The organism is Klebsiella sp. BDA134-6 (genome assembly GCF_015601345.1).
GTDB lineage: Bacteria > Pseudomonadota > Gammaproteobacteria > Enterobacterales > Enterobacteriaceae > Klebsiella > Klebsiella grimontii.
In genome coordinates, this window is the sequence record NZ_CP064784.1 from 5,520,859 (window position 1) to 5,547,703 (window position 26,845).

Here is a 26,845-nt window from a genome sequence, read left to right on the forward strand (position 1 = left end):
CTGGAGTCGACTCCAGAGTGTATCCTGCGGGTAATGAGAAAATTATCATTACCCGGAGGGTCCTATGTCGGCTCCAGAATCGCAGGATAAAAAAGTCCCACAATTCTCATCGTTAAAATTTACCCCTGCCGCACAGCCTGCGGAAAGCTGCTGCGCGGACCACGCCTGCAGCAGCGAAACCGCCGCTGAAAACGACGCGTTCAGTCACGCTCGCTTTAGCTGGCTGGTAGAAGGCATGGATTGCGCGGCCTGCGCCCGCAAGGTTGAAACCGCCGTTCGCCAGGTGCCGGGAGTAAGCCAGGTTCAGGTGCTGTTCGCCACCGAAAAGCTGCTGGTCAACGCCGAGGGCGACGTTGGTCCGCAGATCGAAAGCGCCGTGCGCGCCGCGGGCTATCAGCTGCGGGATGAAAACGCGCCCCGGACAGAGGACTCCACCTCGTGGCTGCGCGAGAATCTGCCGCTCATCACCCTGGTCGCAATGATGGCCCTCAGCTGGGGGCTGGAGCAGTTTAACCCTCCTCTGGGCGAAATCGCCTTCATCGCAACCACCCTTGTCGGCCTGTGGCCGGTCGCCCGGCAAGCAATACGCCTGATCAAAAGCGGAAGCTGGTTCGCCATCGAAACCCTGATGAGCGTCGCCGCCATCGGTGCGCTGTTTATCGGCGCCACCGCCGAAGCGGCGATGGTGCTACTGCTGTTCTTAATCGGCGAACGCCTTGAGGGTTGGGCCGCCAGCCGCGCGCGTCAAGGCGTCAGCGCGTTGATGGCGCTGAAACCCGACACGGCAATCCGCGTGCGAGACGGCGTACGCGAAATCGTAGCCCAGCGCGACCTGCGCCCCGGCGACGTGATTGAAGTGGCCGCCGGGGGCCGTCTGCCCGCCGATGGCCAGTTGCTCTCGCCCTTCGCCAGCTTCGATGAGAGCGCGCTAACCGGTGAATCCGTACCGGTGGAGCGTAACGCCGGGGAACGCGTAGCGGCCGGCGCCACCAGCGTCGATCGTCTGGTACAGCTGACGGTGCTCTCCGAACCGGGCGACAGCGCCATCGATCGCATTCTTAAGCTGATTGAAGAAGCGGAGGAGCGCCGCGCCCCGATTGAGCGCTTTATCGATCGCTTCAGCCGCATCTATACCCCGGCGATTATGGTCGTCGCGCTGCTGGTAGCCCTTGTTCCGCCGCTGCTGTTTGCTGGCGCATGGCTGCCGTGGATCTATAAAGGTTTAACGCTGCTGCTGATTGGCTGTCCGTGCGCGCTGGTGATCTCCACCCCGGCGGCGATTACCTCAGGGCTGGCGGTGGCGGCGCGTCGCGGCGCGCTGATTAAAGGCGGCGCGGCGCTGGAGCAACTGGGCCGCGTGCGCCAGGTGGCGTTTGATAAAACCGGCACCTTGACTATAGGCCAGCCGCGCGTCACCGCCGTGATGGCGACCGCGAACATTGGCGAAAACGATCTGCTGGCGCTGGCGGCCGCCGTGGAGCAAGGCTCCAGCCACCCGTTAGCCCAGGCCGTCGTACGTGAGGCGGAGCAGCGTCAGCTGGTGATTCCGCTGGCCAGCGGCCAGCGCGCGCTGGCCGGCTCCGGCATTGAGGCGCAGGTCGAAGGTCGTCAGGTGCTGATTTGCGCCGCCGGGAAAAATAACGATCCGCAGTACGATGAACGTATTCAACAGTTGGAGAGCGCCGGACAAACCGTGGTGCTGGTGATGCGCGATGAGACGCTGCTGGGGATTCTGGCGCTGCGCGATACGCTGCGCGACGATGCCCGCCAGGCGGTGGATGAGCTCCATCAGTTAGGCGTTCAGGGAGTCATACTGACCGGCGACAATCCGCGCGCGGCGGCGGCCATCGCCAGCGAACTGGGGCTGGCGTTCCGCGCCGGGCTGCTGCCTGCGGATAAAGTACAGGCGGTGATCGCGCTCAACGCCGAGTCGCCGCTGGCCATGGTCGGCGACGGAATCAACGATGCGCCGGCGATGAAAGCGGCGACGATTGGCATCGCCATGGGCAGCGGCACCGACGTCGCCCTGGAAACTGCTGATGCGGCATTGACCCATAACCGCCTGACCGGGCTGGCGCAAATGATTTCGCTAGCGCGCGCCACCCACGCCAATATCCGGCAGAACATCGCTATCGCGCTGGGTCTGAAGGGGATTTTCCTCGTCACCACCCTGCTTGGACTGACCGGCCTGTGGCTGGCGGTGCTGGCGGATACCGGGGCGACGGTGCTGGTCACCGCTAACGCGCTGCGGCTGTTACGTAAGAAATAAGGGCAAGTCCCGGGACGGCGCTTGACGCGCCTGGCCCGGGCTACAGGTTAGTGCGGTCTGGTTTGTTGTAGCCCGGATCAGGCGCCAGCCGCAATCCGGGGAAACCTGAAGCGGATCAGTGGCTTTTACGGATCAAATAGCGGTACGGCAGCGCCTCGGTTTCCTGCGCCAGCAGTTCATGCTCCATAAAGCGGCAGAAACCGGGAATATCGCGGGTCGTCGCCGGATCGTCGGCCACGATTAGCAGCGTCTCGCCCACCGGCATGGTACGCACGGTCTTACGCACCATCATCACCGGTTCCGGGCAACGAAGCCCCTGCGCATCAAGCGTATGATCAGGGCTGGAGAAAAGTTCGCTCATTTTCATCTCACATTAACAAAACGGCCCTAGTTTACCCCCAGTTCGCCAGTACGCAAGCCAGGTTAACGTTTGCGCGAAAAACAACCATTGCAATACGCTCGCAACGCAGTATCATGCAGCCGTTTTTATTGGGTTCCCTCACCCCAACTCTCTGGCCCTAAATCATTCGAGTTGCAGAAAGGCGACGACGCAGCGAATTTCCAGCAGCTTACATCAGTAAGTGACTGGGATGAGCGAGGAAAGTTAACGCATCTGCAGCTTGAAGAATAACGGGCATAAAAAGGTCACAATATGAGTCCGTTTACTACCGTACAGCGTAAAAAAGCGCTGATCTGGCTATCGCTTTTCCATCTGCTGGTCATCACTTCCAGTAACTATCTGGTGCAGCTGCCGATCTCCATCTTTGGTTTTCATACCACCTGGGGCGCGTTCAGCTTTCCGTTTATTTTCCTCGCCACCGACCTGACGGTGCGGATTTTCGGCGCTCCGCTGGCGCGACGCATTATCCTCGCGGTGATGATTCCGGCGCTGCTCATCTCCTACGGGGTTTCCGCGCTGTTCTATATGGGCGAGTGGCAGGGCTTTGCCGCATTAACCAGCTTTAATCTGTTTGTCGCCCGTATCGCCGCCGCCAGCTTTATGGCCTACGCGCTGGGGCAGATCCTCGACGTCCACGTCTTCAACCGCTTGCGTCAGAACCGCCGCTGGTGGCTAGCGCCCACGGCATCCACTCTTTTCGGTAACGTCAGCGATACGCTGGCCTTCTTCTTTATCGCCTTCTGGCGCAGCCCGGATCCGTTTATGGCGGCGCACTGGGGTGAAATCGCCATCGTCGACTACTGCTTCAAGGTGCTGATTAGCATCGTATTCTTCCTGCCGATGTACGGCATGTTGTTGAATATGCTGCTGAAAAAGCTGGCAGATAAATCTGATTTATCCGCATTGCAGCCAGGTTAAGAGTACTCGTGAAACGATGTGATAAGATAAGCGAATGAGCCGTTAGTGGCCGTTTATCGAAAGGAAGATGTCAATGCGCAATTTGGTTAAATATGTCGGTATTGGCCTGCTGGTTGTGGGTCTTGCGGCCTGTGATAACAGCGATACAAAAACGCCGACTGCCGGGGCGGCTGCGGAAAGCAACGCCAGCGGGCAACCTATTAGTCTGCTGGATGGCAAACTGAGCTTCTCCCTGCCAGCCGGTATGACCGACCAGAGCGGCAAGCTGGGCACCCAGGCCAACAATATGCACGTCTATTCTGACGCTACCGGCCAGAAAGCGGTGATCGTGATTGTTGGCGACAGCACCAATGAAGATCTGGCCGTCATGAGCCAGCGTCTGGAAGAGCAGCAGCGCAGCCGCGACCCGCAGCTGCAGGTGGTGAGCAATAAATCCATTGAGATCAAAGGCCACACCCTGCAACAGCTGGACAGCATCATCTCCGCCAAGGGCCAGACCGCCTGGTCTTCCGTCCTGCTCGGTAAGGTTGATGACAAACTGCTGACGCTACAGATCACGCTGCCAGCGGATAATCAGCAGCAGGCGCAGACCGAAGCGGAAAACATTATCAACACCCTCGTCATCCAGTAACTACTGGCCTGACGCCGCGGCCTCCGGTTCAGCGACCGGGGGCCGTTTTTTTAACCGCCATCCCAGCAGCAGCGCCGCCGCGACCAGCCCCGCCGTCGCCAGATAGATCGATGAAATGCCCGCCCACGCCATCAGCAGCCCGGCAAGCGGACCGGTGATCCCCAGCGAGAGATCCATAAATACCGTATAGGTTGCCAGCGCCGCCCCCTGGTTCTGCTGCGGCACGGCCTTCACCGCCACCACGCCAAGCGCCGGGAACACCAGCGAAAAACCGGCTCCGGCAAAGAAGGTGCCGACTTTCGCCAGCAGCGGCGTCTCCGCCAGGCCTACTAACAGCAGCCCAATAATCTCGACGACAAAACAGATCATCGCCACGTTCAGCCCGCCGAGGCGGTTAATTCCGTTGGGGAACAACAGCCGGGTGCCGACAAAGGCGCAGCTAAACAGCGTCAGGGCGAAGGCGGCACCGTCCCAGCCTTTAGCATCATAAAACAGGGTGATAAAGGTGGCGATAACGCCAAACCCCGCCGAAGCCAGGGCCAGCGCCATGCCGTAGAGCCAGACGCGCCCCAGCACCGCGCGAAACGACATCGCTTTACCCCTGCCCGCTTTCACCGCTGCCCGCGGCAACGCGCACAGCACCGCCACCAGCGCGACCGCCATAATGGTCAACGCCAGCCCGTGCAGGCCCATCAGCGAGTAACAGAGCACGCCGAGCGGCGCACCCATCGCCATCGCCCCGTAAGTGACAATGCCGTTCCAGGAGATAACCCGCCCGATATGCAGCGAACCGACTACCCCGACGCCCCACAGCGTGGAGCCGGTTCCCGCGAAGCTCTGCCCGATGCCGAGAATTATGCGCCCAAGGCACAGCAGCGCCAGGCTAACCACGGGCAAACCGCCGAAGAGCGCCGCCAGCAGATAGCCGAGTCCGCTCAAAAAGCAGCCGCACAGGCCGAAAATGACGATCTTTTTTGGCCCCAGCTGGTCGGCGTAACGCCCGGCGTGCGGGCGGCTGAGCAGCGTAGCGAAGTACTGGAGGCTAATCACCAGCCCGGCCCAAAAGGCACTAAACCCCATCACATCATGAACGTAGCCGGGCAATACAGCCAGCGGCAGGCCAATGGTCAGATAGCTGGCAAAGTTAAACATCACGACAGAGACAATCCGCAGATTGAGGCGCAATCCATTGAGCGCCGGTTCAGCGACGGTTTCGGGCATCGGGTTCCACCAGATTTTTACAACTGTGTTTCATTTCTACCACGCCACACGTTATAAATCAGCAGCCAGATTAGGATTCCTGGCAGCAAGCCAGCCGCTACACTTAGAGTCTATCCCACCAGGCGTTATTGTCGCAGGCAGTTTGAACACGGACAGCGCACAGAAACCGGAGCGTACACGGAGTACGTGAGGATTGACTCGCTACGCTCGCCCTCCGGGCCGCCCTGAAGGGCGTTCAAAATACTTTCGTATTTTGTCGAGCACTGCCCGTGTTCAAAATGGCAAGTAAAATAGCCCTAATGGAGTGGGCTCTTTATGAAAATCATAGAAAGGAAGAGTGAATGACAACCCCTCAGCCCGATAAAACGGGCATGCATATTCTGCTCAAACTGGCGTCACTGGTGGTTATCCTCGCCGGTATTCACGCCGCGGCAGATATCATCGTGCAGCTATTACTGGCGCTGTTCTTCGCCATTGTCCTCAACCCTCTGGTCACCTGGTTTATTCGCCGCGGCGTGCGTCGCCCGGCAGCCATTACTATCGTGGTGGTGGTGATGCTGATCGTGCTCACCGCGTTAATTGGCGTACTGGCCGCGTCGGTTAACGAATTTGTCGCCATGATGCCAAAATATAATAAAGAGCTGACGGCAAAAGTCCTGCGATTGCAGGAGGCGCTGCCGTTTTTGCATATTCACATGTCCCCGGAGCGTATGCTACAACGCATAGACTCTGACAAGCTGATGACGTTCACGACCACCCTGATGACCGGGCTGTCCGGCGCTATGGCCAGCGTCGTTCTGCTGGTGATGACGGTAGTATTTATGCTTTTTGAAGTCCGTCATGTGCCCTATAAGCTCCGTTTTGCCCTCAACAACCCGCAAATCCACATCGCCGGTCTTCACCGGGCGTTAAAAGGCGTTTCGCATTATCTGGCGCTGAAAACGCTGCTCAGCCTGTGGACAGGGGTGATTGTCTGGTTAGGACTGATGCTGATGGGGGTACAGTTTGCGCTGATGTGGGGCGTGCTGGCTTTTCTGCTGAACTATGTGCCTAACATTGGCTCGGTGATTTCCGCCGTCCCGCCGATGATCCAGGCGTTACTTTTTAACGGGTATTATGAGTGTCTGCTGGTCGGCGCGCTCTTTTTAGTCGTGCACATGATTATCGGCAATATTCTCGAACCCCGCATGATGGGCCACCGGCTGGGCATGTCTACGCTGGTGGTTTTCCTCTCATTGCTGGTCTGGGGATGGCTGCTTGGCCCGGTGGGAATGCTGCTGTCGGTACCGTTAACCAGCGTGTGTAAAATATGGATGGAGACCACCAGGGGCGGCAGTAAGTTAGCCATCCTGCTCGGGCCCGGTCGCCCCAAAAGCAGGCTACCGGGCTAGCCCTGCCGCTTCACCGGCCAGAAGATCGTCAGCACCCCGGCGACAATCAGCAGCACGCCCAGCAGCGATTGCCAGTGGAAAGGCTCATGCCAGCCGGGGAGCCAGATGGCGGCGGCCCATACCAGGATGTAGCTCAGGCTCAGCAGCGCGTAGGCTTTCGCCAGCGGCAGTCGATGCAGGGCGAAGTACCAGCAGACCATCGACAGCAGGTAACCCATAAGCCCAAACGCCAGGCCAAACGTGCCCGCCCGCAGATGCAGCAGATGGTTGAGGAAGGTGAATATCTCCGTCAACGGCGGGAGCTCGACCATCGCGCTGCGCAGCAGCAGCTGCGCGCCGCTCGCCAGGCCGACGCTGAATAACGCCCAGATTAAGCCCATCAGATACGGCTCCCCAGAATAACGATCCCGACGACGATGAGTCCCACGCCAATCCAGTGGCGACGCGCGACCGGCTCGCGCCAGATCCCCCACGCCGCCAGGGTCACCCAGACAAAGTTCAGGCTTAGCATAGGGTAGGCGATACTGACCGGGATCGACTGCAGCACGCTAAGCCACAGCAGCATACTGCAGCCCAGAGCGAGCAGCGCTAAACCCAGCCAGCCGAGGATATGGCGCCCGCGCCGCCCGGATTTGGATGGGCGGGTGGCCTGTTTCTGGCACAGCTGTCCAGCGCAGCTCAGCAGGCTGGCGAAAACCAGACAGATCCACACGCTCATTGCGGCAGATACTGGATAAACACCACGCGCCCTAGCTCGTAGGAGCTATCTGGTTTCGGTAGCGCTAAATCAGCCATACTTTCTCCTTTGTCCATCAGCAGAACCAGCGAGACGGGGCCCTGCTGGCGGTGTGTCGCCAGCCAGTCAGCAAAATGCGCCTGATCGACAAACTGGCGCTGCGCGTCCGGCCAGGAGAGACCGTACTTCAGCTCGCCCTGCTTGTCGAACAGAATGATATCGCTGCGCTTGAGCTCCCACGACAGCCCGCCGGCGATACCGACGTTATTGGTCAACACGTAGCGGCTCGGGGTCAGCGATTCGCTGACGATATCCACCAGGAACTGCGGCTGCTTGCTGTCGATCACCCGATCCGGGATAGCGAAGCCCACCAGCAGCGCCAGCCCGAGCGGGCAGCAGGAGGCGAGGGTCCAGCGGCGGCCGTTGTCCTTCATCGCCAGCCAGCCCATCAGCGCCCAGCAGCCAAATATCAGCGCAGCCAGCAGGCATTTATAGAGCTCAATATGGCTCCATACCGGCTTGTGCATAAAGCCCCACGGCGAAACCACCAGCACGGCGACCAGGCCAATCAGGCCAAAGGCCAGGTTGATCGCGCCGTTAATTTTCAGCGCCTTCACCCCCGCCTTCGCGGCGTCCAGCGCGTAGCGCGCCATCAGAATCGACAGGGGAGCAAAACAGGGCAGGATATAGGTTGGCAGTTTACCCTTAGCAATGCTGAAGAACAGGAACGGCATCACCACCCATCCGAGCAAATAGAGCGCGCCGCGCGACTCATCGCGTTCGGTCCAGCCGCGCTTGAGCGCCCCCGGCAGCAGCGCCAGCCACGGCAGGCTGCCGGCAATCAGGAACGGAATGTAGTACCAGAACGGCGCTTTATGCTGGGCATCTTTTTCCGCGAAACGCTGGATATGCTCCACCCAGAAGAAGTAGCGCCAGAAGTCCGGCTCGCGTTTGGCGATGGCGAGCCCCCACGGCAGCACCACCAGCGCGCAGACGCCCACCGCCAGCCAGCCGTAAGTCAGCACTTCGCGCCAGCGCTTACGCGCAATCACCCACGGCAGTACCCCGACCACCGGCACCGCCAGCGCGAGGAAGCCTTTGGTCATCACCCCCATCCCGCAGGCCACGCCGAGTAAAACATAGCCGAGAATTTTGCCGCCGTGGCTTTGGGCCTGCGCCGCGCCCCAGAAGCTGCACATCGCCAGCGCCATCCACATGGTGATCATCGGGTCGAGCACCGCGTAGGTGCCGATACCGTAGACCAGCAGCGCGGTCAGGAAGATCACCGGCGACAGGATCGCGACGCGTTTATCGCGGAAAAGACGCCATGCCAGCCAGGCGACCAGCAGCGCGGTGACGGTAATGGAAAACACCACCCCAAAGCGGACGGCAAAATTATTGTGGCCGAATAGCCACTGGCCGATGCTGTTGATCCAGTAGCCGGCAATCGGTTTTTCAAAGTAGCGCAGCCCGAGGAAATGCGGCACTACCCAGTCGCCGGTCGCCAGCATTTCGCGGCTGATCTCCGCGTAGCGGGTTTCATCAGGCTGCCAGAGCAGGCGGAAGTTGAGCGGCAGTAAATAGTAGAGGACAAAAAGGGCGACCAGAGAGGCGCCGTAGCGAATGCTTTTCATCAAACACCCGAATTGAGTAATTGTTCACGTCCAAGCCAGCCTTCCCGGCCGGCCAGTTCACCACGAACCACCTTCCCTCGCGGCAGCACGCTAAAGTCGGCGGGCAGAAGCTGGCTTAGCGGGCAAAACTGGATCTCTTCCTGTGCGGCCATGGTCAGCAGTTCATCAAACTGATCCGCAAAGGCGATGCCTTCCACTTCAGCATGGATGGTATAGACCGGCGTCCCCGCGTCGCGGTGGATGCAGTCCAGCAGATAGCGGTTGAAGCCCGCAATATCCACCGCGTTTCCCACCGCTTCATCCCAGGTCGGTAAGGTCACCGGGATCTGCACGGTCCCCGGCGCCCCGTTCCCCAGCTGCGGCAGAAAAGGCCCGGTCCCCCGGCAGTCGCTGTTATAGAGGAAATCGAAAGCCTCTTTGGCTTTGATCACCCGCTGATCGGCGCGCCAGCCAGCAACGGCGGAACAGGTTACCGGGCGACCGATAATCCGCTCCAGCTCCAGCAGCCCGCGTTCAACCTCCAGCGTCAGCCTTTCCTGCGGCCAGACGCCGCTCCACGCCTGCCAGCTATAGTGATCCCAGGCGTGCAGGCCAACTTCATGCTCCTGCGCGGCGGCGCGGATAACTTCTTCATTACCCGCGCCGATCCTGCGCCCTGGCCAGGCGGTGCCGGCCAGCAGGATATCCCAGCCGTATAGCGACGCGGCCTTTGAGCGCAGCATCTTCCACAGAAACTTCGGCTTTACCAGGCGCCAGATATGACGCCCCATGTTGTCCGGCCCGACGCTGAAAAAGAAGCTTGCCTGAATCCCGTGCTGGCTCAGCAGAGCCAGCAGTCGCGGGACCCCGTCCCGCGTACCGCGAAAGGTATCGACATCTATGCGTAAGCCGACCTGTTTCATGATTTGCCGCTGTCCGTCAGTTCAACCGTACGCAGGAAGAAGTCCAGGGTATGTTCCACGGTCTCTTCCATTTCCACCGTCGGCACCCAGTTCAGGCAGCGCTTCGCGTTGCGAATGCTCGGCTTACGATGTTCGACGTCCTGGTAGCCTTTACCGTAGTAATCGCTGCTTTCCACTTCGCGGAATCCGGCGAATGGCGGGAAGCGGTCGCGCAGCGGATGGCGTTCAAAGCAGGCCAACAGCATTTCCGCCAGTTCTTTGATACTCGCTTCGTTATCCGGGTTGCCGATGTTGATGATCTGCCCGTCGCAGCGGCCGTCCTTGTTCTCAATGATGCGGAACAACGCTTCGATACCGTCGCTGATATCGGTAAAGCAGCGCTTCTGCTTACCGCCCTCAATCAGCTTGATCGGCGAACCTTCTACCAGGTTGAGGATCAGTTGGGTGATGGCGCGAGAGCTACCGATGCGCGCGGCATTAAGGTTATCGAGGCGCGGCCCCATCCAGTTAAACGGGCGGAACAGAGTAAACTTCAGGCCGTTCTTATCGCCGTAGGCCCAGATCACGCGGTCCAGCAGCTGCTTGGAAACCGAGTAGATCCAGCGCTGTTTGTTAATCGGCCCGACCACCAGATTGGAGGTATCTTCATCAAAGTTGTTGTCGGTACACATGCCGTACACTTCCGAGGTCGACGGGAAGATGATGCGCTTATCGTATTTCACGCAGTCGCGGATAATCTTCAGGTTCTCTTCGAAATCCAGCTCAAATACGCGCAGCGGGTTGCGGGTATATTCGATTGGCGTGGCAATCGCCACCAGCGGCAGGACCACATCGCACTTCTTAATGTGGTACTCGATCCACTCGGAGTGGATGCTGATATCGCCTTCAACGAAGTGGAAGCGCGGGTTGTCGAGGAAGCGGCTGATAGCGTCGGAGCCAATGTCCAGGCCGTAAATCTCGTAGTTGTCGTCCTGCAGCAGGCGCTCGGTCAGGTGGTTGCCGATAAAGCCGTTCACCCCGAGGATCAGCACGCGGGTACGGCGCTTAATCGCCACCACCGGTTTGCTGCTCAGCACCGCGCCGGCAACCAGGCCAAGCGCCTGCGCCAGCTGGGTACCCTGCATATAAACGCCGCGCTCGGTCTGCCCGGTAACGATTTCTAACGCCCCTTCCTGACAGGCGACGACCAGCGGCGCAACGGAGAGCACCGTCCCTGCTTTGGCGGCGGCCAGATCGTGGCGCACGCGGGATTTCCAGACGATAAACTTGTTTGCGCCGGCGTAGCCGAACGCACCCGGCCACGGATCGGAGACCGCGCGGACGAGGTTGTGCAGCGTCTGGGCCGAATGTTCCCAGTCGAGGCGACCGTCTTCCGGCGTACGGCGACCGACGTAAGTCGCCTGGCTTTCATCCTGGACGCGCTCTTCGGTTTTACCGTCGCGGATGGCGGGTAGCGCCTGCGCCAGCAGATCCGACGCTGCGGCGCAGAGTTTACGGTGCAGCGCCAGCGCCGCGTCATCCGCGCCGATCGCGACGCTTTTCTGCGCCACGATATTGCCGGCATCCGCGCGGTTAACCATACGGTGCAGCGTTACGCCAGTTTCGCTTTCGCCGTTCACCAGCACCCAGTTCAGCGGCGCGCGGCCGCGGTATTTCGGCAACAGTGAACCATGCAGGTTAAAAGCCCCCTGCGGCGCAATATTCAAAATGTCATCGCACAGCAGGTTGCGGTAGTAGAACGAGAACAGCACGTCCGGTTTAATCTCACGGATACGTTCGATCCACAGCGGATGATTCACATCTTCCGGCGCCCATACCGGGATGCCTTGCTCAGCGGCAATACGCGCCACGGAGCCAAAAAAATGGTTTTCGCCAGGGTTATCCGGATGGGTAAAAATAGCGGCGATGTCATAACCGGCGTCCAGCAGAGACTGAATACCTGCACAACCCATATCGTGATAAGCGAAGACTACGGCTTTCATGAACGATCTTCCTCTTGAGATGCCGTTTCCGGCTGGCGAACAACACGTTGAATAAAGTAGCGGGGGCGGGCGCGGACATCGTTATAGATGCGGCCGATATACTCCCCGAGCAGGCCCATCCCGACGAACTGGGCGCCGATAAACATAAATAGCACCGCGAACAGCATGAACACCCCTTCCGCCGCCCACTGGGGACCAAACACCAGACGCAGCACAACCAGCATCAGGCCGAAGGCGAAGCCCAGCAGAGCGATGACGCTGCCGAACAGGCTCAGCAGGCGCAGCGGCGTGGTGGTCAGGCAGGTCACCAGGTCGTACATCAGGTTAATCAGGCGCATAAAGCTGTATTTGGAATCGCCGAATTCGCGCTCGGCGTGCATCACCGGGATCTCAACCGCCCGGCGGGCAAAAGTGTTCGCCAGAATCGGGATAAACGTACTGCGCTCATGGCAGTTGAGCATCGCGTCGATGATATGGCGGCGATAGGCGCGCAGCATGCAGCCATAGTCGCCCATCGCTTTACCGGTGGTGCGCTGGATCAGGCGGTTGATCATCTTCGAGGCGCTTTTACGGAAGAAGGTGTCCTGGCGGTTCTGGCGCACGGTACCGACCACGTCGTAGCCCTCGTCGGCCTTCTCGACCAGGCGCGGGATCTCTTCCGGCGGGTTTTGCAGGTCGGCATCAAGGGTAATGATCAGGTCGCCGGTAACGTGACTGAAACCCGCCATAATCGCCGAGTGCTGGCCGTAGTTGCGGTTCAACAGGACCGCCACCACGTGGCTGCCTTCGGCCTCGGCGGCTTCGGTGAGCATCCGCGCCGAGTCATCGCTGCTGCCGTCGTCGACCAGCAGAATTTCATATTGCCGTCCGAGCGTCGCGCAGGCGGTGTCGGTGCGGCGGATAAGCTCCGGCAGGCTCTCCTGTTCGTTATACACAGGAATAACGACCGAGACCTTTTTCACGGGAGGATAGCTAAACATATCAACGTCCTGACAGCTGGTGCAGTGCGGAAATGACCCGAGTGACATCGTCATCGGTCATATCCGGGAACAACGGAATGGAACAAATGCGCGCGCTGTTCCATTCCGTATGCGGTAATGAAACTTCAGGGAAACGCTCGCGGTAATACTTTTGCGTATGGGCCGCACGGAAGTGCAGGCCGGTGCCAATGCCCATGGCCTTCAGTCTTTCCATCAGCGCATCGCGGCTGATGCCGCAGGTGGCTTCATCAACGCGGATAATAAACAGGTGCCAGGCGTGCTGATGCTCCCACGACGGTGCCACCAGCGGCCTGAAGGGCGTATCCGCCAGCTCGCGCAGATAGCGTTGCGCAATCGCGGCGCGACGCTGATTGGCGTGGGCGAGCTTGTCCAGCTGCACCAGCGCCAGCGCGGCGTTGATATCCGCGAGATTGTATTTAAAGCCCGGCGAAATCACCTCCGCCTGCGGGGCGCGGCCCAGAGTCTGGCGGTCATAAGCGTCAACGCCGAGGCCGTGGAACTTCAGGCTGCGAATGCGCGCGGCCAGCTCGTCATCATCGGTCACCACCAGCCCGCCTTCGGCGCAGGTCATATTCTTGATCGCATGGAATGAGAAAATGGCGGTACCGCGCCAGCCGACGTGACGGCCTTTGTAGTACGTCCCCGCCGCGTGGGCGGCATCTTCAATCACCGGAATAGCGTGACGCTCGCCAATCGCGCGAATAGCGTCAATATCCGCCGGTGCACCAGCGTAGTGCACAGGGATAATTGCTTTGGTTCGCGGGGTGATTGCCGCTTCAACCGCTTCGGGGGTAATCATCAGGTTATCGGGATCGACATCGATCATCACCGGGGTCGCGCCGAGCAGGCAGATCATGTTCAGCGTGGAGACCCAGGTCTGAGAAGGGGTGATCACTTCATCGCCCGCACCGATACCCAGCCCCATCAGCGTGACGTGCATGCCGCCGGTCGCCGAACTGACGGCGATGGCGTGACGGTTGCCGGTTAACGTGCAGAACGCCTCTTCCAGCGCCTGATTTTTCGGTCCAGTGGTGATCCAGCCCGATTGCAAAACTTCACGCAGCGCAGCCAGCTCTGCGTCGCCCATCGACGGGCGCGAAAACGGCAAAAAATCGCTCATCATGTTCCTGTTCTGTGAATGACCCGCGAAAAACCGGGTCGATAAGAAATATCCTGCACCTGCTGACCTAAACAAAATGAAAATGAAAGCGAAATCAGCCCGAGGGCGCATTTCATTATTTTGTATTCAGATGTTATTAAATTTAGTCAGCTTTGCTTAGGATAATATTAAGAAATTAATATTAATTAGATATGCATGATGATTTCTTTAAAAATCATTGAGATAGAGTGGAATTTATCGCAGAAAAAGGCGCTATAGCGTTCCCGCCGGACGGCGAAATAGCGGGAACGCATTGCTGAAAAGTAAACGGATGCTCAACCAGATTCTCATAAACAGTCTTTAAACATGGTTCAGCAAATATAAAAAATCCAGTCGAATCACGAAACTATTTCAAAATGATTACAGGTTGGCAGGAAAGTTGTCAGGTAATTCGTTAGCCGGGCAATTAATCACTTCGTCATTATCCGCGCCGCAATCGCGCACAAAAGTGATGGTAGCAAACTCATCAATCACTTCTGTCGGATAAGCCGGACCGGCTTCACGATAAGAGACCATCAGCGGAATATGATCGTTCTGGAAGCAGACGGTTTTCTCCGGGTTATTCATTACCCAGCGCGGGAAAAAGATGGTGCCGTGAAACAGTTTATCGCCGAGGTTAACGATCAGGCTCACGTCGGTACCGGTCGGTTCGGTCCAGGAAATTTTGTAGATGCTTTCGCCGACGCGAACGATGTAAGCCTGCTGATCTTTCACCCAACGATTCGCGACGATACCGCTGTGAATACGATAATCCAAAGTGGTGCCGTTTTTAACGTAAATTTCGTAGTTCCAGCCATTATCATAGGTATAAACCAGATGTTTGCCGATAAAACCGCTCAGGTCATGTTTGTCGAATGTGCTCATAATCTGTTCTCCTCTGTTTGTTGAGAACAAGCATACTGCTTTAAAAAATGGATGAATAACGCTATGTTTGGATTAAACTCATTCACTTTTTAGATGGATTATGCACAAGACTACGCTGGAACAATGGGCGCTGCTGGAGAAAGTTGTCGAGCTGGGTAGCTTCGCAAAGGCGGCGGACGAGACCCACCGCAGCCAGTCGTCGGTGAGCTATAATCTCGCGCTATTGCAGGAACGGCTGGGCGTCACGCTGCTGACGCCATCGGGCCGTCGCGCGGTGCTGACCCCGGCAGGCGAGCTGCTGCTCGGTCAGGTTAAACCGCTGCTGCAGGCCTTCTCTTACGTCGAAACCCATGCCGCCACCCTGCGAGACGGCACCCGGACCCGGCTGGATCTGGTGGTCGACAGCATTTTCCCACGCCAGCGGCTATTCGCCATTCTGCGCCAGTTTCAGCAGCGCTACCCGCAAACCCAGGTCAGGCTGACCGAAGTGCTGGAAAACGTTGAGGAAGAGCATCCGGCCCGCAGCGAGGCGGACGTGATGGTGCTGACCCGTCGTCAGGATATTACCGGCCGCGGCGAATGGCTGATGAATATTGATTTTGTCGCCGTCGCCCATCGCGATCATCCGCTATCCGCCCTCGAAGGGCCGCTGGACGATAACGCGCTTACTCCCTGGCCGCTGGTGCGCATCGCCGACCGCAGCAACGATCCGCAGTCCGCCCGCGACGCGTGGACCTTCTCCACTATTGATGCCGCTATCGATGCGGTGCTGTATCAGGTCGGGTTCGGCTGGCTGCCGGAAGAGCGGATTCGCCCACAGCTTCAAGAGGGGGTACTGAAGGCGCTACCGTTAGGACACGGCGCGCGGCGGGCAACGCCGCTTCACCTGATCGTGAAGCGTGATTTAACGCCAATTGATGAGCAGGTCGCCACGCTGTTGGATCTGTTCAGAACGCCCTGATGGGCTTGTTTACCCGGCTCGCGCTGCGCTTAGCCGGGCTACAGGTTCTACAGGTTCCCCGCCGTCTGCGGATCTGGTAGCCCGGACAGATGCGCAGCATCGCCTCCGGGAAATGTGCCGAAGCTGATGCTTCCCGGCTTGCGCTGCGTTTAACCAGGCTGCAGGCGGGTTCGTAAACTCATACAGCCAAAGGAACTATATCTTTTTCTTATACTTTCAGGCGCTATATTGATCCAGCTTACGCCGAAAGTATGATGAATCATTAAAATCGTCATACTTTCCTGTCGCTGAGAAAAAGCCTTGTCTATTATCCGCACCACGCTGCTGGCGCTACTCGCCTGCGTTTGTTTGCTGGTCCGTGCCGCGCCGAATGATATCACCACCGCATGGCCGGTTAACGTGGGACCGCTCAACCCGCACCTCTACACGCCCAATCAGATGTACGCCCAAAGCATGGTGTATGAACCGCTGGTGAAGTATCAGGCGGATGGCTCGGTGAAGCCCTGGCTGGCCACGAGCTGGACGCACTCGGAGGATGGCAAAGTCTGGACCTTCACCCTGCGCGATAATGTAACATTCTCCAACGGCGAAGCGTTTGACGCTCATGCCGCCGCGGAGAACTTCCGCGTGGTGCTCGATAACCGCCAGCGCCACGCCTGGCTGGAGCTGGTCAATCAGATCGTCGATGTCAACGCGCTCGACAAAAGCCATCTGCAAATCACCCTGAAAAGCGCTTATTACCCGTTCTTACAGGAGCTGTCGCTGCCGCGCCCTTTCCGCTTTATCGCTCCGTCGCAGTTCAAAGACAATGAGACCCTGCTCGGCATTAAAGCGCCGATTGGCACCGGTCCATGGGTACTGAAGGAATCAAAACTCAATCAGTATGACGTGCTGGTGCGTAACGACCGCTACTGGGGTGAAAAGCCGCAAATTCAAAAGATCACCGTCAAGGTGATCCCGGACCCGACCACCCGCGCGGTGGCGTTTGAAACCGGCGATATTGATCTGCTCTACGGCAACGAAGGGCTGCTGCCGCTCGACACCTTTGCCCGCTTCAGCCACAACCCGGCCTACCGTACCCAGCTTTCCCAGCCGATAGAGACGGTGATGCTGGCGTTGAACTCCGCCAGGGCCCCCACTAATGAGCTCCCGGTGCGCGAAGCGCTGAACTTTGCGGTGAATAAAAAAGCGTTGATTGATAACGCCCTGTACGGCACTCAGCAGGTTGCCGATACGCTGTTCGCTCCTACCGTGCCCTATGCCGATATTGGCCTGAAGCCGCGTCGGTACGATCCGCAGCAGGCGAAGGCGTTGCTGGAAAACGCGGGCTGGGTACTGCCTGCGGGAAAAGATATTCGCGAGAAAAACGGCCAACCGCTGCACGTTGAACTGTCGTTTATCGGCACCGACGCGCTGAGCAAATCGATGGCCGAAATCATTCAGGCCGATATGCGCCAGATTGGCGTGGACGTGGCGCTGGTCGGCGAGGAAGAGAGCAGTATTTATGCCCGCCAGCGCGATGGTCGCTTCGGCATGATTTTCAACCGTACCTGGGGCGCACCCTACGATCCGCACGCCTTTATGAGTTCGATGCGCGTGCCGTCGCACGCCGATTTTCAGGCGCAACAGGGATTAGCCGACAAACCGATTATTGATAAAGAAATTGGCGAGGTGCTGGAAACCACCGACAAAACGCGGCGTCAGGCGCTGTATCGCGACATTCTCACGCGTTTGCACAACGATGCGGTCTACCTACCCATCAGCTACGTCTCGATGATGGTGGTCGCCAGACCGGAGCTGGGCGCGATCCCCTATGCGCCGATCGCGTCTGAGATTCCGTTTGAACAGATTAAGCCGGTGAAACCCTGATGTTACGTTACGCGCTGCGGCGGGTTGCGCTGCTGATACCGATGATCTTCGCCGCCTCGGTGATTATCTTTTTAATGCTCCGCCTGGGCACCGGTGACCCGGCGCTGGACTATTTGCGCCTGTCAAACCTGCCGCCGACGCCGGAAATGGTGGCCTCGACCCGCGCGATGCTGGGGCTGGATCGGCCGCTTATCGTCCAGTACGGCGGCTGGCTGTGGCGGGCGCTGCAGCTGGATTTTGGCGTTTCGTTCGCCACCCAGCGCCCGGTGCTGGACGATATGCTGAGCTTCCTGCCCGCCACGCTGCAGCTGGCGGGGGCCGCGCTGGTGCTGATCCTCCTCACCTCCGTGCCGCTCGGCATCTGGGCGGCGCGGCACCGCGACCGCCTGCCGGATTTTATTGTGCGGATCATCGCCTTTCTCGGCGTGTCGATGCCCAACTTCTGGCTGGCTTTCCTGCTGGTGATGTTCTTTTCGGTTTACCTGCAATGGCTGCCGGCGATGGGCTATGGCGGCTGGCAGCACATCATTCTGCCTGCGGTGTCGATTGCCTTTATGTCGCTGGCGATCAACGCCCGTCTGCTGCGCGCCAGCATGCTGGAAGTCGCCGGACAGCGTCACGTAACCTGGGCCAGACTGCGCGGCCTGAACGCTAAGCAAACCGAGCGTCGCCATATTCTGCGCAACGCCTCGCTGCCGATGATTACCGCGGTGGGAATGCATATCGGCGAGCTGATTGGCGGCACGATGATTATCGAAAATATCTTTGCCTGGCCCGGCGTGGGCCGCTACGCCGTCTCGGCGATTTTTAACCGCGACTACCCGGTCATTCAGTGTTTTACCCTGATGATGGTGATCGTTTTTGTGGTTTGTAACCTGATGGTTGACCTGCTGAACGCCGCGCTGGACCCACGCATTCGCCGCCATGAAGGAGCGCGCTCGTGAACTTCTTCTTCTCTTCACGCGGGTCAGTCCGCATATCCTTGCTCATCATCGCCCTGCTGGCGATCGTTGCGCTCACCAGCCAGTGGTGGCTGCCGTACGATCCGCAGGCCATCGATCTGCCTTCGCGCCTGCTGCCGCCTGGCGGACAGCACTGGCTCGGCACCGATCATCTGGGGCGCGATATCTTCTCGCGCCTGCTGGCGGCGACCCGCGTATCGCTTGGCTCGGTGATGGCCTGCCTGCTGCTGGTGCTGGCGCTGGGGTTCATCGTCGGCGGCAGCGCCGGGCTTATCGGCGGCCGCGTCGATCAGACCACCATGCGCGTCGCGGATATGTTTATGACCTTCCCGACCTCAATCCTCTCTTTCTTTATGGTAGGAGTACTGGGAACCGGGCTGACCAACGTGATTATCGCCATCGCCCTGTCGCACTGGGCATGGTATGCGCGGATGGTGCGCAGCCTGACGATCTCCCTGCGCCAGCGCGAATTTGTGCTCGCCGCGCGGCTTTCCGGGGCGGGCCACGTACGGGTATTTGTCGACCATCTGGCCGGGGCGGTCATTCCGTCGCTGCTGGTGCTGGCGACCCTGGATATCGGGCATATGATGCTGCACGTCGCCGGGATGTCGTTCCTCGGCCTCGGCGTCACCGCGCCCACCGCCGAGTGGGGAGTGATGATTAACGACGCCCGCCAGTATATCTGGACCCAGCCGCTGCAAATGTTCTGGCCGGGACTGGCGCTGTTTATCACCGTCATGGCCTTCAACATGGTGGGCGACGCGCTCCGCGATCGCCTGGATCCTCATCTTATCGCGGAGCACGCCCACTAATGCCGCAACAAATTACATTGCAAAACATAGTCTTACAGGCCGAGTGTCCGCTGGTGCACGGCGTATCATTGACGCTCAAACGCGGGCGCGTGCTGGCGCTGGTTGGCGGCAGCGGCAGCGGAAAATCGCTAACCTGCGCGGCGGCGCTGGGCATTCTGCCTCCCGGCGTGCGGCAAACGGCGGGAACAATTCTCGCCGACGGCCAGACGGTTTCTCCCGGCGAACTGCGCGGCAGCAAAATCGCCACCATTATGCAGAACCCGCGCAGCGCCTTTAATCCGCTGCACACCATGGCGGCCCACGCGCGGGAGACCTGCCGGGCGTTGGGTAAACCCGCAGACGACGCCGCGCTTATCGCGGTGCTGGAAGCCGTTGGGCTGGAGGAGGCGCGGCGCGTCCTGAAGCTTTATCCGTTCGAGATGAGCGGCGGCATGCTGCAGCGGATGATGATTGCCATGGCGCTGCTATGCGAGGCGCCGTTTATCATTGCCGATGAACCGACCACCGATCTGGACGCGGTGGCCCAGGCGCGCATTCTCGATCTGCTGGCAGGCATTATGCAAAAGCGCGGGCCCGGGATGCTGCTGGTCACCCACGATATGGGTGTTGTGGCGCGGCTGGCGGACGATGTGGCGGTGATGGATAGCGGCAGCATCGTGGAACAGGGCGATGTGGAAAGAATATTCAGCGCTCCGCAGCACAGCATCACCCGCGGTCTGGTGGCGGCGCATCTCGCCCTCTATGGTCTGGAGCTGGCCTGATGACATTACTGAGCGTATCCGCGATTACCCATCAATATACCGATTTAAAGGTGCTAAAAGAGGTATCTTTGGCGCTGAAAAGCGGCGAAACCGTAGCCCTGCTGGGACGCAGCGGCTGCGGGAAAAGTACCCTGGCGCGCCTGCTCGTCGGCCTGGAATCGCCCACTGAGGGCAGCGTCTGCTGGCGGGGAGAACCGCTCTCCCGGCTCAATCGCGCTAAGCAAAAGGCGTTCCGGCGGGATATTCAGATGGTATTCCAGGACGCCATCAGCGCGGCGAATCCGCGTAAAACGGTACGCGAAATGTTGCGCGAACCCATGCGTCATCTGCTGTCGCTGACCAAATCGGAGCAGCTGGCCCGGGCAAGCGCAATGCTCAAAGCGGTGGATCTCGACGATAGCGTGCTGGATAAACGCCCCCCGCAGCTGAGCGGCGGACAGCTGCAGCGCGTCTGCCTTGCGCGCGCGCTGACGGTAGAACCGAAGCTGCTGATCCTTGACGAGGCGGTTTCTAACCTCGACCTGGTGCTCCAGGCAGACGTCATTGGTCTGCTCAAAAAACTCCAGCAGCAGTTTGGCACCGCCTGCCTGTTTATCACCCACGATTTACGTCTGGTGGAGCGCTTTTGCCAGCGGGTGATGGTGATGGATGAGGGGCAAATCGTTGAGATACAGGCCGTGGGCGATAAATTAACGTTTTCTTCCAGTGCCGGCCGCATGTTACAAAATGCGGTACTTCCTGCCTTTCCCGTGCGCCGCAATAAGGTTTAAAACAGATGCAACGTATCACGATTACTCTCGATGACGATTTACTCGACATGCTGGATAACCTCAGCCAGCGCCGTGGCTATCACAATCGCTCCGAAGCCATCCGCGATATTCTGCGCGGCGCGCTGGCCCAGGAAACCACTCAGGAGCAAGGTACCCAAGGCTTCGCGGTCCTCTCCTATGTTTATGAGCATGAGAAACGCGATCTCGCCAGCCGTTTAGTCTCCACCCAGCATCACCACCACGATCTCTCGGTCGCCACCCTTCACGTCCATATCAACCACGATGATTGTCTCGAAATCGCCGTGTTGAAAGGCGATATGGGCGACGTTCAGCATTTTGCCGATGACGTTATCGCCCAGCGCGGCGTGCGCCACGGCCATTTGCAGTGCCTGCCGATGGAGAAGGAATCCCCCTACTCATAAACTGTGCGCGGCGATAAACGGCTTTTTAACTCGCGAGCGGAGCTAACGCTATCATGCTGGCTCGTTGGCCCATGCGCCTCGTAGCGGTTTTTCTCAACGATTAATAAACAACATGAATTATACGTTTGGTTAATTATTTCACTTCGCTAATAATCACGTCTCATTTAACGATCTCGTTATGGCGAGGCTCCTGCATAAACATAAGTTACCGCCCTGTTGGTATCGAGAGAGACCACTCAGGGAAATACAGGCTTCCATCGAATCAAGGTGTTGCCAAGGTAACTTCTGACGGCGTTCATGCCGGACAGATACGTTGTGCAGTGCTAAAACCAGGACGTAGGGATCTGCCTGTGCTCATCCTGTCTTGTTCGCCCCTATGAGTGATTTTTTATAGGGAATTACACCATGTCTTCCATTCAACTGCGCGCCGCACACCACGCCACCTCGGCTTTCGACGGCGACGCGATCGTCCAGTACATGCGTACCGATTTCATCACCCTGCCGGAACATCTTAGCGTGCATGAAGCCCGCGAGCTGTTTGTTTCTCAGCTGGCCAGCGATGAGATCCCCGGCCAGGTTTTTGTCGTCGCCGGAAAAAAACTGCGCGGCAGCTTATCGATAAAAAAGCTGCTGCAGGAGAGCGATGCCGCACAATCCATTCGTTATTTAATGGATAGCTGCCTGTTTCGCGTCAGGCCTGACGACCCGCGTCCACAGGTGGTCGCCGAACTGGCCGAGCGCGGGCTCGATCTCGTGCCGGTGGTCGAAAAGGGCGAGCTGGTCGGCTGCCTGATGGAAAAAGAGATTGCGCATCTGCTGGAAGATGACGTGACCGAGGATGCTCAGCGCCAGGGGGCAACGCTGCCGCTGGAAAAGCCCTATCTGGAAACCAGCCCGTGGGCGCTATGGAAAAAACGTTCGGTATGGCTGCTGCTGCTCTTCGTCGCCGAAGCCTACACCAGCAGCGTGTTACAGCATTTTGAAGAGGCGCTGGAGTCAGCTATCGCGCTGGCCTTTTTCATTCCGCTGCTGATTGGTACCGGCGGCAACAGCGGGACGCAGATCACCTCCACCCTCGTGCGTTCCATGGCGCTCGGGGAAGTGCGGCTGCGCGATATGGGGCGCGTGATCCGTAAAGAGGTCTCAACCTCGCTGCTGATCGCCATTACGCTCGGTCTGGCGGGCTGCCTGCGCGCCTGGATGATGGGCATCGGCATGGAGATCACCCTGATCGTCAGCCTGACGCTGGTTTGTATTACCCTGTGGAGCGCGGTGGTATCGTCGGTGATCCCCCTGACGCTCAAACGCGTCGGTATCGACCCGGCGGTAGTTTCAGCGCCGTTTATCGCCACCCTTATCGATGGTACCGGACTGATTATCTACTTCAAAATCGCCCAGTATTTCCTTGGGCTGAACTGATTATCTTGCCCGGCGGGAAAGATTTGCCGGGCTGTTTTATTCCTGCCCGAATATCCGCAATCACATTAAGCAATCTCAGTAACTCTGGGGCAAGTCGATAAAACGCGTGCCCTTTTTCCGTTAAGATAACTTTTCTGATATTCCTGCCGCGCTTAATAAGATTGAAACCCAGCGCATTTTCAAGCGCACAAATGCTGGTTGTTATCGAAGAGGGTTCAATACTTAGCCGCTGAGATACGCAATGAATATTCCCCTCCTGAACCATAAGCATGAATATCTCCAGCTGTAGTTTATTCACTGGCAATAATTCCCCTTGAGAAAACGTCACCCTGACGTTTTAAGTTGTCCGCTGAACAATGTCAATGGATACAAACAAACCTTTACTTTGCATCAACAACAGAAAATGTGAAGCGAATAGCCGCCTCATTTAATTTTGCATTTCAACCATTTCAAAATTAAATATCCCAACCCACAGCACTATCTTAATATGTGAAGAGCATCACTCAGCCGCAAAAACAAAAATAAAAAAACTGAATATTTATCATGTAGTTGAAAATTTAATTCGCACAATATTAATTTATGGCACACCCCATGCAATTACCTCCACGTAATCAACACTGGAGATAGTTAAATGACCTACAAAATTTTACTCCCGCAGGAAATCATGGCGGAAGGAAGAGAATATCTGGAAAGCCGCGGTTATCAGCTGATTAACGGCTCAGGGATGGAAGAAGAAGATATCATTCGCGACATTGGGGATTGCGACGGTATTATCGTACGCCTTTCAAAAATGTCCGATCGCGTATTTGAGGCGGCTAAAAAGCTGAAAGTCGTTGCACGACATGGTGCTGGTTACGATACGGTCGATCTGGAGTCCGCTAAACGTCATGGCGTAGTCGTATTAAATGCGCCCATTGCTAATAGTATGTCCGTTGCCGAACTGGCCATATTTTATATGCTGCACTGCTCGCGTAATTTCAAGCTGGTACAGGAAAAGATGCTTGAAGATTATTACTGGGCAAAACTGCGCACGCCAAAAGTGGAACTGGATGGTAAAACGCTGGGCCTGATTGGCGTGGGAAATATCGGTTCACGCGTGGCAATAAAAGCGCTGCATGGCTTTAATATGAAAGTTATCGCCTACGATCCGTATAAAACTCAGCAGCAGATCCCCGAAGGCGTAGAGCTTACCGACGATTTTGACCGTATTTTCAAAGAAAGCGACTTTGTTTCTCTGCACTGCCCAACAACCGCGGAAACCACTGATTTTGTCGGTGAGAAACAGTTTTCCATGATGAAGCCCACCGCCTACTTCATTAATACCGCACGCGGAAAGCTGGTCGATGAAAAAGCGCTGTATCACGCCTTGAGCACCCACGCTATCGCCGGGGCGGGCGTGGATGTTTTAAAGAAAGAGCCGTTTGATGCCAACGATCCGATTTTCTCGCTAAGCAATATCGTGATTGCCCCGCACATTGGCGCCGCCACTATCGAAGCGACCGACAGAGCATCGCTCCATTCCGCTATTGGCATTGATGAAGTCTTATCCGGTAAGAAGCCGTCCTGGCCGGTCCCGGGTTTTTAAGGAGAAAGAACATGACTATTGGTAACCGCATTTTTTTAAAACGTCCAGCCTGCAGCGTCGATCTCCTTAAAGAATTTGAACAGCTCCCGGCGGCGAATATCGCTGACACCATGAACCGCATTGCCGTACTGGGTAACGGAATTAAACGTATTTCTTCGCCGAAAAAACCGATTATGGCGGGCTTCGCCATCACCGTAAAAGTTCGCGCGGGCGATAACCTGATGCTGCACGCCGCGCTGGATATGGCGGGTGAGAACGATGTGATTGTGGTCTCCAACGAAGGCGACCGCTCGCGAGCGTTGATGGGCGAGATCATGGTGGCCTATGCCCACTGCATGAAGAAAGTCGCCGGTATCGTGCTGGATGGACCTATCCGCGATATCGATGCGCTGTCGGTTCTCGATTTTCCGCTGTTCGCCACCGGCTCCAATCCCGCGGGCCCGTTTAAACAAGGTCCGGGAGAGGTGAACACGCCGATCGCCGTTGGCGGCGTCGCGGTTTGTCCGGGCGACCTGATCGTCGGCGATGCGGATGGCGTGATTGTAATCCCCCTCGGCGACGCAGAAGCCGTACTGAATAAAGCCAAAGAGTATGCAAAATTCGATGCCAGCAAAGTAGAGGCCGCCAAAAACGGCACCGCGAATCGCCTTTGGGTCAAAAAATCACTGGATGAGACAGGCGTTGAGTTTATCGACGACATGTATCGTTAATTTGATTAAATAATATCAGGCCGCGGTGCCCTGAAGGGCCGCGGCATTAAAGCAAAGGTAATAAAAATGCTTTATTTAAAACTCTTGCCCATTATCTTTTTCCCCGTTTTATTTTGGATAATACCGCACCCGGAAGGCGTCTCCGCACCGACCTGGCATATGGTTGGCATCTATCTGGCGATGCTGTGCGGGCTGGTTTTGCGCCCGTTTACCGATGCGGTCATTATGCTGATTATTCTCGGGTTTGCCTCTCTGGTTCTCGACCCTGCTCCCCTGTTTGCCGGTTTTGGCAGCCCTATGGTCTGGTTTATTATCAGCGCCTTTATTATTTGCAAAGCGTTTGTTATCACCGGACTGGGTAAACGTATCGCCTATCTGCTGCTAAAACGCTACGGTAAAAATACCCTCACCCTGGGATATCTGATGATGGTGACGGATACCGTACTGGCCCCGGCAACGGGTTCAAATATGTCCCGTTCGGGAGGCATCACCTATCCCATCTTCAGGAACATCGCCGAAGCGCTGGGCTCTAAGCCCGACGACGGTAGCCGGAAAATCGGCGCCTATCTGACCATCCTGATGTACGTCGTCTCAATGGGAACCTCCAGCCTGTTTCTGACGGGGATGGCGACTAACTCGATTACCGTCTCGCTGGCCAATGAGATCATGAAAGTGAATCTCGAATGGATGACCTGGTTTAAAGCTGCCGTGGTGCCTGCCGGACTGGTGCTGCTGCTCGCGCCGTGGATACTGTATAAAATCTACGCGCCGGAACTGAAAGTTATCGATAACGTCAATGAAATTGCCGAGAAGGGTCTGCGTGAACTGGGTCCGGTAAAACGCGAAGAGAAGCTGCTGATCGTGTTCTTTGTTCTGGGCGTGCTCGGCTGGATGACGGGTTCCATCACCGGTATCGCCTTTATTCCCGTCGGCCTGGCGTTTCTCGCCTGTCTGCTGCTTTTCGGCGTGCTGAGCTGGAATGACGTGGTGAGTGAAAAATCGGCCTGGCAAACTTTCGTCTGGTATGGCGCGTTTTATGGATGTGCGGTTGCCCTATCAAAAGGCGGTTTCTACGTCTTTCTGGTGGACGTTATCAAAAACTATCTCGACCTGTCGCACCTGAATGAAATCAGCGCGATTGCCGTCCTGGTCTTTATCAGCCTTGCTGTCCGCTATTTCTTTGTCTCGAATAGCGCGTTCGTCGTCTCTTTCTATCCGGTACTCTTTACCCTGGGAATGACGACCCAGGCGCATCCTATGTACGTGGCGCTTTCTCTGGCCTTCTCCGCAGGATACGGCGCACTGCTTACGCACTACGGCAACGGCGCTGGCGTATTTACGTTCTCCAGCGGCTATGTCCCGCAAAAAACGTTCTGGATGCTGGGCACCATCATGGTGGTGGTCAACGTATTAATCTTCTTCCTGATCGGTATCCCCTACTGGAAGTTTATCGGCATTTAACAGGA

The 26,845-nt window shown here is 57.6% G+C and carries 26 protein-coding genes and 1 riboswitch; of the genes, 15 read left to right on the top strand and 11 right to left on the bottom strand.

What is annotated here, in order from left to right; all coding sequences use genetic code 11:
* Positions 1-64 precede the first annotated feature (64 nt).
* A complete protein-coding gene (zntA, locus tag IYV58_RS25680) occupies positions 65-2,269 on the top strand; it encodes a Zn(II)/Cd(II)/Pb(II) translocating P-type ATPase ZntA (protein WP_112165958.1) in 2,205 nt (734 codons plus the stop codon).
* Positions 2,270-2,384: 115 nt separating this feature from the next.
* Here zntA and tusA read toward each other — a convergent pair whose 3' ends face one another.
* Complete coding sequence (gene tusA / locus IYV58_RS25685) at positions 2,385-2,630, bottom strand: sulfurtransferase TusA (RefSeq protein ID WP_004106582.1); 246 nt, start codon at positions 2,628-2,630, stop codon at positions 2,385-2,387.
* A gap of 291 nt (positions 2,631-2,921) precedes the next feature.
* Here tusA and IYV58_RS25690 point away from each other — a divergent pair, with 291 nt between their 5' ends.
* On the top strand, positions 2,922-3,587 hold the full coding sequence (locus tag IYV58_RS25690) for a 7-cyano-7-deazaguanine/7-aminomethyl-7-deazaguanine transporter (protein WP_004126198.1): 666 nt from the start codon (positions 2,922-2,924) through the stop codon (positions 3,585-3,587).
* A 73-nt stretch (positions 3,588-3,660) separates the two neighbouring features.
* Positions 3,661-4,218, top strand: coding sequence for a DcrB family lipoprotein (locus IYV58_RS25695; RefSeq protein ID WP_004126200.1), 558 nt, complete (start codon positions 3,661-3,663; stop codon positions 4,216-4,218).
* Here the strand turns inward: IYV58_RS25695 and IYV58_RS25700 are convergent, their stop codons facing one another.
* Positions 4,219-5,439 (bottom strand): MFS transporter, encoded by a 1,221-nt coding sequence (locus tag IYV58_RS25700; protein WP_004126201.1) that lies wholly within the window; start codon positions 5,437-5,439, stop codon positions 4,219-4,221.
* Between the two features lie 341 nt (positions 5,440-5,780).
* Between IYV58_RS25700 and IYV58_RS25705 the strand changes: the two genes are divergently transcribed.
* The gene (locus IYV58_RS25705) at positions 5,781-6,830 is read left to right on the top strand and encodes an AI-2E family transporter (RefSeq protein ID WP_087828578.1); all 1,050 of its coding nucleotides are present in this window, start codon (positions 5,781-5,783) and stop codon (positions 6,828-6,830) included.
* On the opposite strand, the gene arnF is transcribed toward IYV58_RS25705, so the two are convergent.
* The 8 genes from arnF to IYV58_RS25745 form a co-directional block, all read right to left on the bottom strand.
* On the bottom strand, positions 6,827-7,210 hold the full coding sequence (arnF, locus tag IYV58_RS25710) for a 4-amino-4-deoxy-L-arabinose-phosphoundecaprenol flippase subunit ArnF (protein ID WP_004126203.1): 384 nt from the start codon (positions 7,208-7,210) through the stop codon (positions 6,827-6,829). The two genes, IYV58_RS25705 and arnF, sit on opposite strands and share 4 nt — an antisense overlap.
* Positions 7,210-7,548, bottom strand: coding sequence for a 4-amino-4-deoxy-L-arabinose-phosphoundecaprenol flippase subunit ArnE (gene arnE, locus IYV58_RS25715; protein ID WP_004126204.1), 339 nt, complete (start codon positions 7,546-7,548; stop codon positions 7,210-7,212). Before arnE ends, arnF begins: the two co-directional genes overlap by 1 nt.
* Positions 7,545-9,200 carry a lipid IV(A) 4-amino-4-deoxy-L-arabinosyltransferase gene (gene arnT / locus IYV58_RS25720; protein WP_142468095.1) on the bottom strand — a complete coding sequence of 552 codons (1,656 nt, stop codon included), beginning with the start codon at positions 9,198-9,200 and terminating at the stop codon, positions 7,545-7,547. Before arnT ends, arnE begins: the two co-directional genes overlap by 4 nt.
* Positions 9,200-10,102 (bottom strand): 4-deoxy-4-formamido-L-arabinose-phosphoundecaprenol deformylase, encoded by a 903-nt coding sequence (gene arnD, locus IYV58_RS25725; protein WP_004126206.1) that lies wholly within the window; start codon positions 10,100-10,102, stop codon positions 9,200-9,202. The genes arnT and arnD overlap by 1 nt, the downstream gene beginning before the upstream one ends.
* The gene (arnA, locus tag IYV58_RS25730; RefSeq protein ID WP_004126207.1) at positions 10,099-12,084 is read right to left on the bottom strand and encodes a bifunctional UDP-4-amino-4-deoxy-L-arabinose formyltransferase/UDP-glucuronic acid oxidase ArnA; all 1,986 of its coding nucleotides are present in this window, start codon (positions 12,082-12,084) and stop codon (positions 10,099-10,101) included. The genes arnD and arnA overlap by 4 nt, the downstream gene beginning before the upstream one ends.
* Positions 12,081-13,064 (bottom strand): undecaprenyl-phosphate 4-deoxy-4-formamido-L-arabinose transferase, encoded by a 984-nt coding sequence (gene arnC / locus IYV58_RS25735; protein WP_004126208.1) that lies wholly within the window; start codon positions 13,062-13,064, stop codon positions 12,081-12,083. The genes arnA and arnC overlap by 4 nt, the downstream gene beginning before the upstream one ends.
* A 1-nt stretch (position 13,065) precedes the next feature.
* Positions 13,066-14,205 carry a UDP-4-amino-4-deoxy-L-arabinose aminotransferase gene (gene arnB, locus IYV58_RS25740; protein ID WP_004126209.1) on the bottom strand — a complete coding sequence of 380 codons (1,140 nt, stop codon included), beginning with the start codon at positions 14,203-14,205 and terminating at the stop codon, positions 13,066-13,068.
* A 399-nt stretch (positions 14,206-14,604) separates the two neighbouring features.
* Positions 14,605-15,111, bottom strand: a complete 507-nt coding sequence (locus tag IYV58_RS25745; RefSeq protein ID WP_025106840.1) for a phenolic acid decarboxylase — start codon at positions 15,109-15,111, stop codon at positions 14,605-14,607.
* A gap of 97 nt (positions 15,112-15,208) precedes the next feature.
* Between IYV58_RS25745 and IYV58_RS25750 the strand changes: the two genes are divergently transcribed.
* The 8 genes from IYV58_RS25750 (at position 15,209) to IYV58_RS25785 (ending at position 23,084) form a co-directional block, all read left to right on the top strand.
* Positions 15,209-16,069 (top strand): LysR family transcriptional regulator, encoded by an 861-nt coding sequence (locus IYV58_RS25750; RefSeq protein WP_004126211.1) that lies wholly within the window; start codon positions 15,209-15,211, stop codon positions 16,067-16,069.
* Positions 16,070-16,369: 300 nt separating this feature from the next.
* Positions 16,370-17,938 carry a nickel ABC transporter substrate-binding protein gene (nikA, locus tag IYV58_RS25755; protein WP_195729320.1) on the top strand — a complete coding sequence of 523 codons (1,569 nt, stop codon included), beginning with the start codon at positions 16,370-16,372 and terminating at the stop codon, positions 17,936-17,938.
* On the top strand, positions 17,938-18,882 hold the full coding sequence (nikB, locus tag IYV58_RS25760; RefSeq protein ID WP_049113782.1) for a nickel ABC transporter permease subunit NikB: 945 nt from the start codon (positions 17,938-17,940) through the stop codon (positions 18,880-18,882). Before nikA ends, nikB begins: the two co-directional genes overlap by 1 nt.
* Positions 18,879-19,712 (top strand): nickel ABC transporter permease subunit NikC, encoded by an 834-nt coding sequence (gene nikC, locus IYV58_RS25765; protein WP_195729321.1) that lies wholly within the window; start codon positions 18,879-18,881, stop codon positions 19,710-19,712. Before nikB ends, nikC begins: the two co-directional genes overlap by 4 nt.
* Positions 19,712-20,473: a nickel import ATP-binding protein NikD gene (gene nikD, locus IYV58_RS25770; RefSeq protein WP_004126230.1), complete on the top strand. Its 762-nt coding sequence runs from the start codon at positions 19,712-19,714 to the stop codon at positions 20,471-20,473. The genes nikC and nikD overlap by 1 nt, the downstream gene beginning before the upstream one ends.
* Positions 20,473-21,243 carry a nickel import ATP-binding protein NikE gene (gene nikE, locus IYV58_RS25775; protein ID WP_004126231.1) on the top strand — a complete coding sequence of 257 codons (771 nt, stop codon included), beginning with the start codon at positions 20,473-20,475 and terminating at the stop codon, positions 21,241-21,243. The genes nikD and nikE overlap by 1 nt, the downstream gene beginning before the upstream one ends.
* A 5-nt stretch (positions 21,244-21,248) precedes the next feature.
* On the top strand, positions 21,249-21,665 hold the full coding sequence (gene nikR / locus IYV58_RS25780) for a nickel-responsive transcriptional regulator NikR (RefSeq protein WP_195729322.1): 417 nt from the start codon (positions 21,249-21,251) through the stop codon (positions 21,663-21,665).
* 165 nt (positions 21,666-21,830) lie between these two features.
* Positions 21,831-22,014: riboswitch (M-box (ykoK) riboswitch) on the top strand.
* Positions 22,015-22,070: 56 nt separating this feature from the next.
* Entirely contained in the window at positions 22,071-23,084 is a 1,014-nt protein-coding gene (locus IYV58_RS25785) for a magnesium transporter (RefSeq protein ID WP_004126233.1), read from the top strand.
* Here IYV58_RS25785 and IYV58_RS25790 read toward each other — a convergent pair.
* Complete coding sequence (locus IYV58_RS25790; RefSeq protein ID WP_305955100.1) at positions 23,050-23,412, bottom strand: LysR family transcriptional regulator; 363 nt, start codon at positions 23,410-23,412, stop codon at positions 23,050-23,052. The two genes, IYV58_RS25785 and IYV58_RS25790, sit on opposite strands and share 35 nt — an antisense overlap.
* 303 nt (positions 23,413-23,715) lie before the next feature.
* Here IYV58_RS25790 and IYV58_RS25795 point away from each other — a divergent pair, with 303 nt between their 5' ends.
* The 3 genes from IYV58_RS25795 (at position 23,716) to IYV58_RS25805 (ending at position 26,840) form a co-directional block, all read left to right on the top strand.
* A complete protein-coding gene (locus IYV58_RS25795; protein ID WP_004106636.1) occupies positions 23,716-24,669 on the top strand; it encodes a hydroxyacid dehydrogenase in 954 nt (317 codons plus the stop codon).
* 11 nt (positions 24,670-24,680) lie between these two features.
* On the top strand, positions 24,681-25,379 hold the full coding sequence (locus IYV58_RS25800) for an RraA family protein (protein WP_004126241.1): 699 nt from the start codon (positions 24,681-24,683) through the stop codon (positions 25,377-25,379).
* 66 nt (positions 25,380-25,445) lie between these two features.
* On the top strand, positions 25,446-26,840 hold the full coding sequence (locus IYV58_RS25805; protein ID WP_004126262.1) for a DASS family sodium-coupled anion symporter: 1,395 nt from the start codon (positions 25,446-25,448) through the stop codon (positions 26,838-26,840).
* Positions 26,841-26,845: the final 5 nt, after the last annotated feature.

What these genes read in the sequence shown, in the direction of transcription:
- zntA (WP_112165958.1), top strand. Translation starts at nt 65, where the DNA reads ATGTCGGCTCCAGAATCGCAGGATAAAAAAGTCCCACAATTCTCATCG.
- tusA (WP_004106582.1), bottom strand. Translation starts at nt 2,630, where the DNA reads ATGAGCGAACTTTTCTCCAGCCCTGATCATACGCTTGATGCGCAGGGG.
- IYV58_RS25690 (WP_004126198.1), top strand. Translation starts at nt 2,922, where the DNA reads ATGAGTCCGTTTACTACCGTACAGCGTAAAAAAGCGCTGATCTGGCTA.
- IYV58_RS25695 (WP_004126200.1), top strand. Translation starts at nt 3,661, where the DNA reads ATGCGCAATTTGGTTAAATATGTCGGTATTGGCCTGCTGGTTGTGGGT.
- IYV58_RS25700 (WP_004126201.1), bottom strand. Translation starts at nt 5,439, where the DNA reads ATGCCCGAAACCGTCGCTGAACCGGCGCTCAATGGATTGCGCCTCAAT.
- IYV58_RS25705 (WP_087828578.1), top strand. Translation starts at nt 5,781, where the DNA reads ATGACAACCCCTCAGCCCGATAAAACGGGCATGCATATTCTGCTCAAA.
- arnF (WP_004126203.1), bottom strand. Translation starts at nt 7,210, where the DNA reads ATGGGCTTAATCTGGGCGTTATTCAGCGTCGGCCTGGCGAGCGGCGCG.
- arnE (WP_004126204.1), bottom strand. Translation starts at nt 7,548, where the DNA reads ATGAGCGTGTGGATCTGTCTGGTTTTCGCCAGCCTGCTGAGCTGCGCT.
- arnT (WP_142468095.1), bottom strand. Translation starts at nt 9,200, where the DNA reads ATGAAAAGCATTCGCTACGGCGCCTCTCTGGTCGCCCTTTTTGTCCTC.
- arnD (WP_004126206.1), bottom strand. Translation starts at nt 10,102, where the DNA reads ATGAAACAGGTCGGCTTACGCATAGATGTCGATACCTTTCGCGGTACG.
- arnA (WP_004126207.1), bottom strand. Translation starts at nt 12,084, where the DNA reads ATGAAAGCCGTAGTCTTCGCTTATCACGATATGGGTTGTGCAGGTATT.
- arnC (WP_004126208.1), bottom strand. Translation starts at nt 13,064, where the DNA reads ATGTTTAGCTATCCTCCCGTGAAAAAGGTCTCGGTCGTTATTCCTGTG.
- arnB (WP_004126209.1), bottom strand. Translation starts at nt 14,205, where the DNA reads ATGAGCGATTTTTTGCCGTTTTCGCGCCCGTCGATGGGCGACGCAGAG.
- IYV58_RS25750 (WP_004126211.1), top strand. Translation starts at nt 15,209, where the DNA reads ATGCACAAGACTACGCTGGAACAATGGGCGCTGCTGGAGAAAGTTGTC.
- nikB (WP_049113782.1), top strand. Translation starts at nt 17,938, where the DNA reads ATGTTACGTTACGCGCTGCGGCGGGTTGCGCTGCTGATACCGATGATC.
- nikD (WP_004126230.1), top strand. Translation starts at nt 19,712, where the DNA reads ATGCCGCAACAAATTACATTGCAAAACATAGTCTTACAGGCCGAGTGT.
- nikE (WP_004126231.1), top strand. Translation starts at nt 20,473, where the DNA reads ATGACATTACTGAGCGTATCCGCGATTACCCATCAATATACCGATTTA.
- nikR (WP_195729322.1), top strand. Translation starts at nt 21,249, where the DNA reads ATGCAACGTATCACGATTACTCTCGATGACGATTTACTCGACATGCTG.
- IYV58_RS25785 (WP_004126233.1), top strand. Translation starts at nt 22,071, where the DNA reads ATGTCTTCCATTCAACTGCGCGCCGCACACCACGCCACCTCGGCTTTC.
- IYV58_RS25795 (WP_004106636.1), top strand. Translation starts at nt 23,716, where the DNA reads ATGACCTACAAAATTTTACTCCCGCAGGAAATCATGGCGGAAGGAAGA.
- IYV58_RS25800 (WP_004126241.1), top strand. Translation starts at nt 24,681, where the DNA reads ATGACTATTGGTAACCGCATTTTTTTAAAACGTCCAGCCTGCAGCGTC.
- IYV58_RS25805 (WP_004126262.1), top strand. Translation starts at nt 25,446, where the DNA reads ATGCTTTATTTAAAACTCTTGCCCATTATCTTTTTCCCCGTTTTATTT.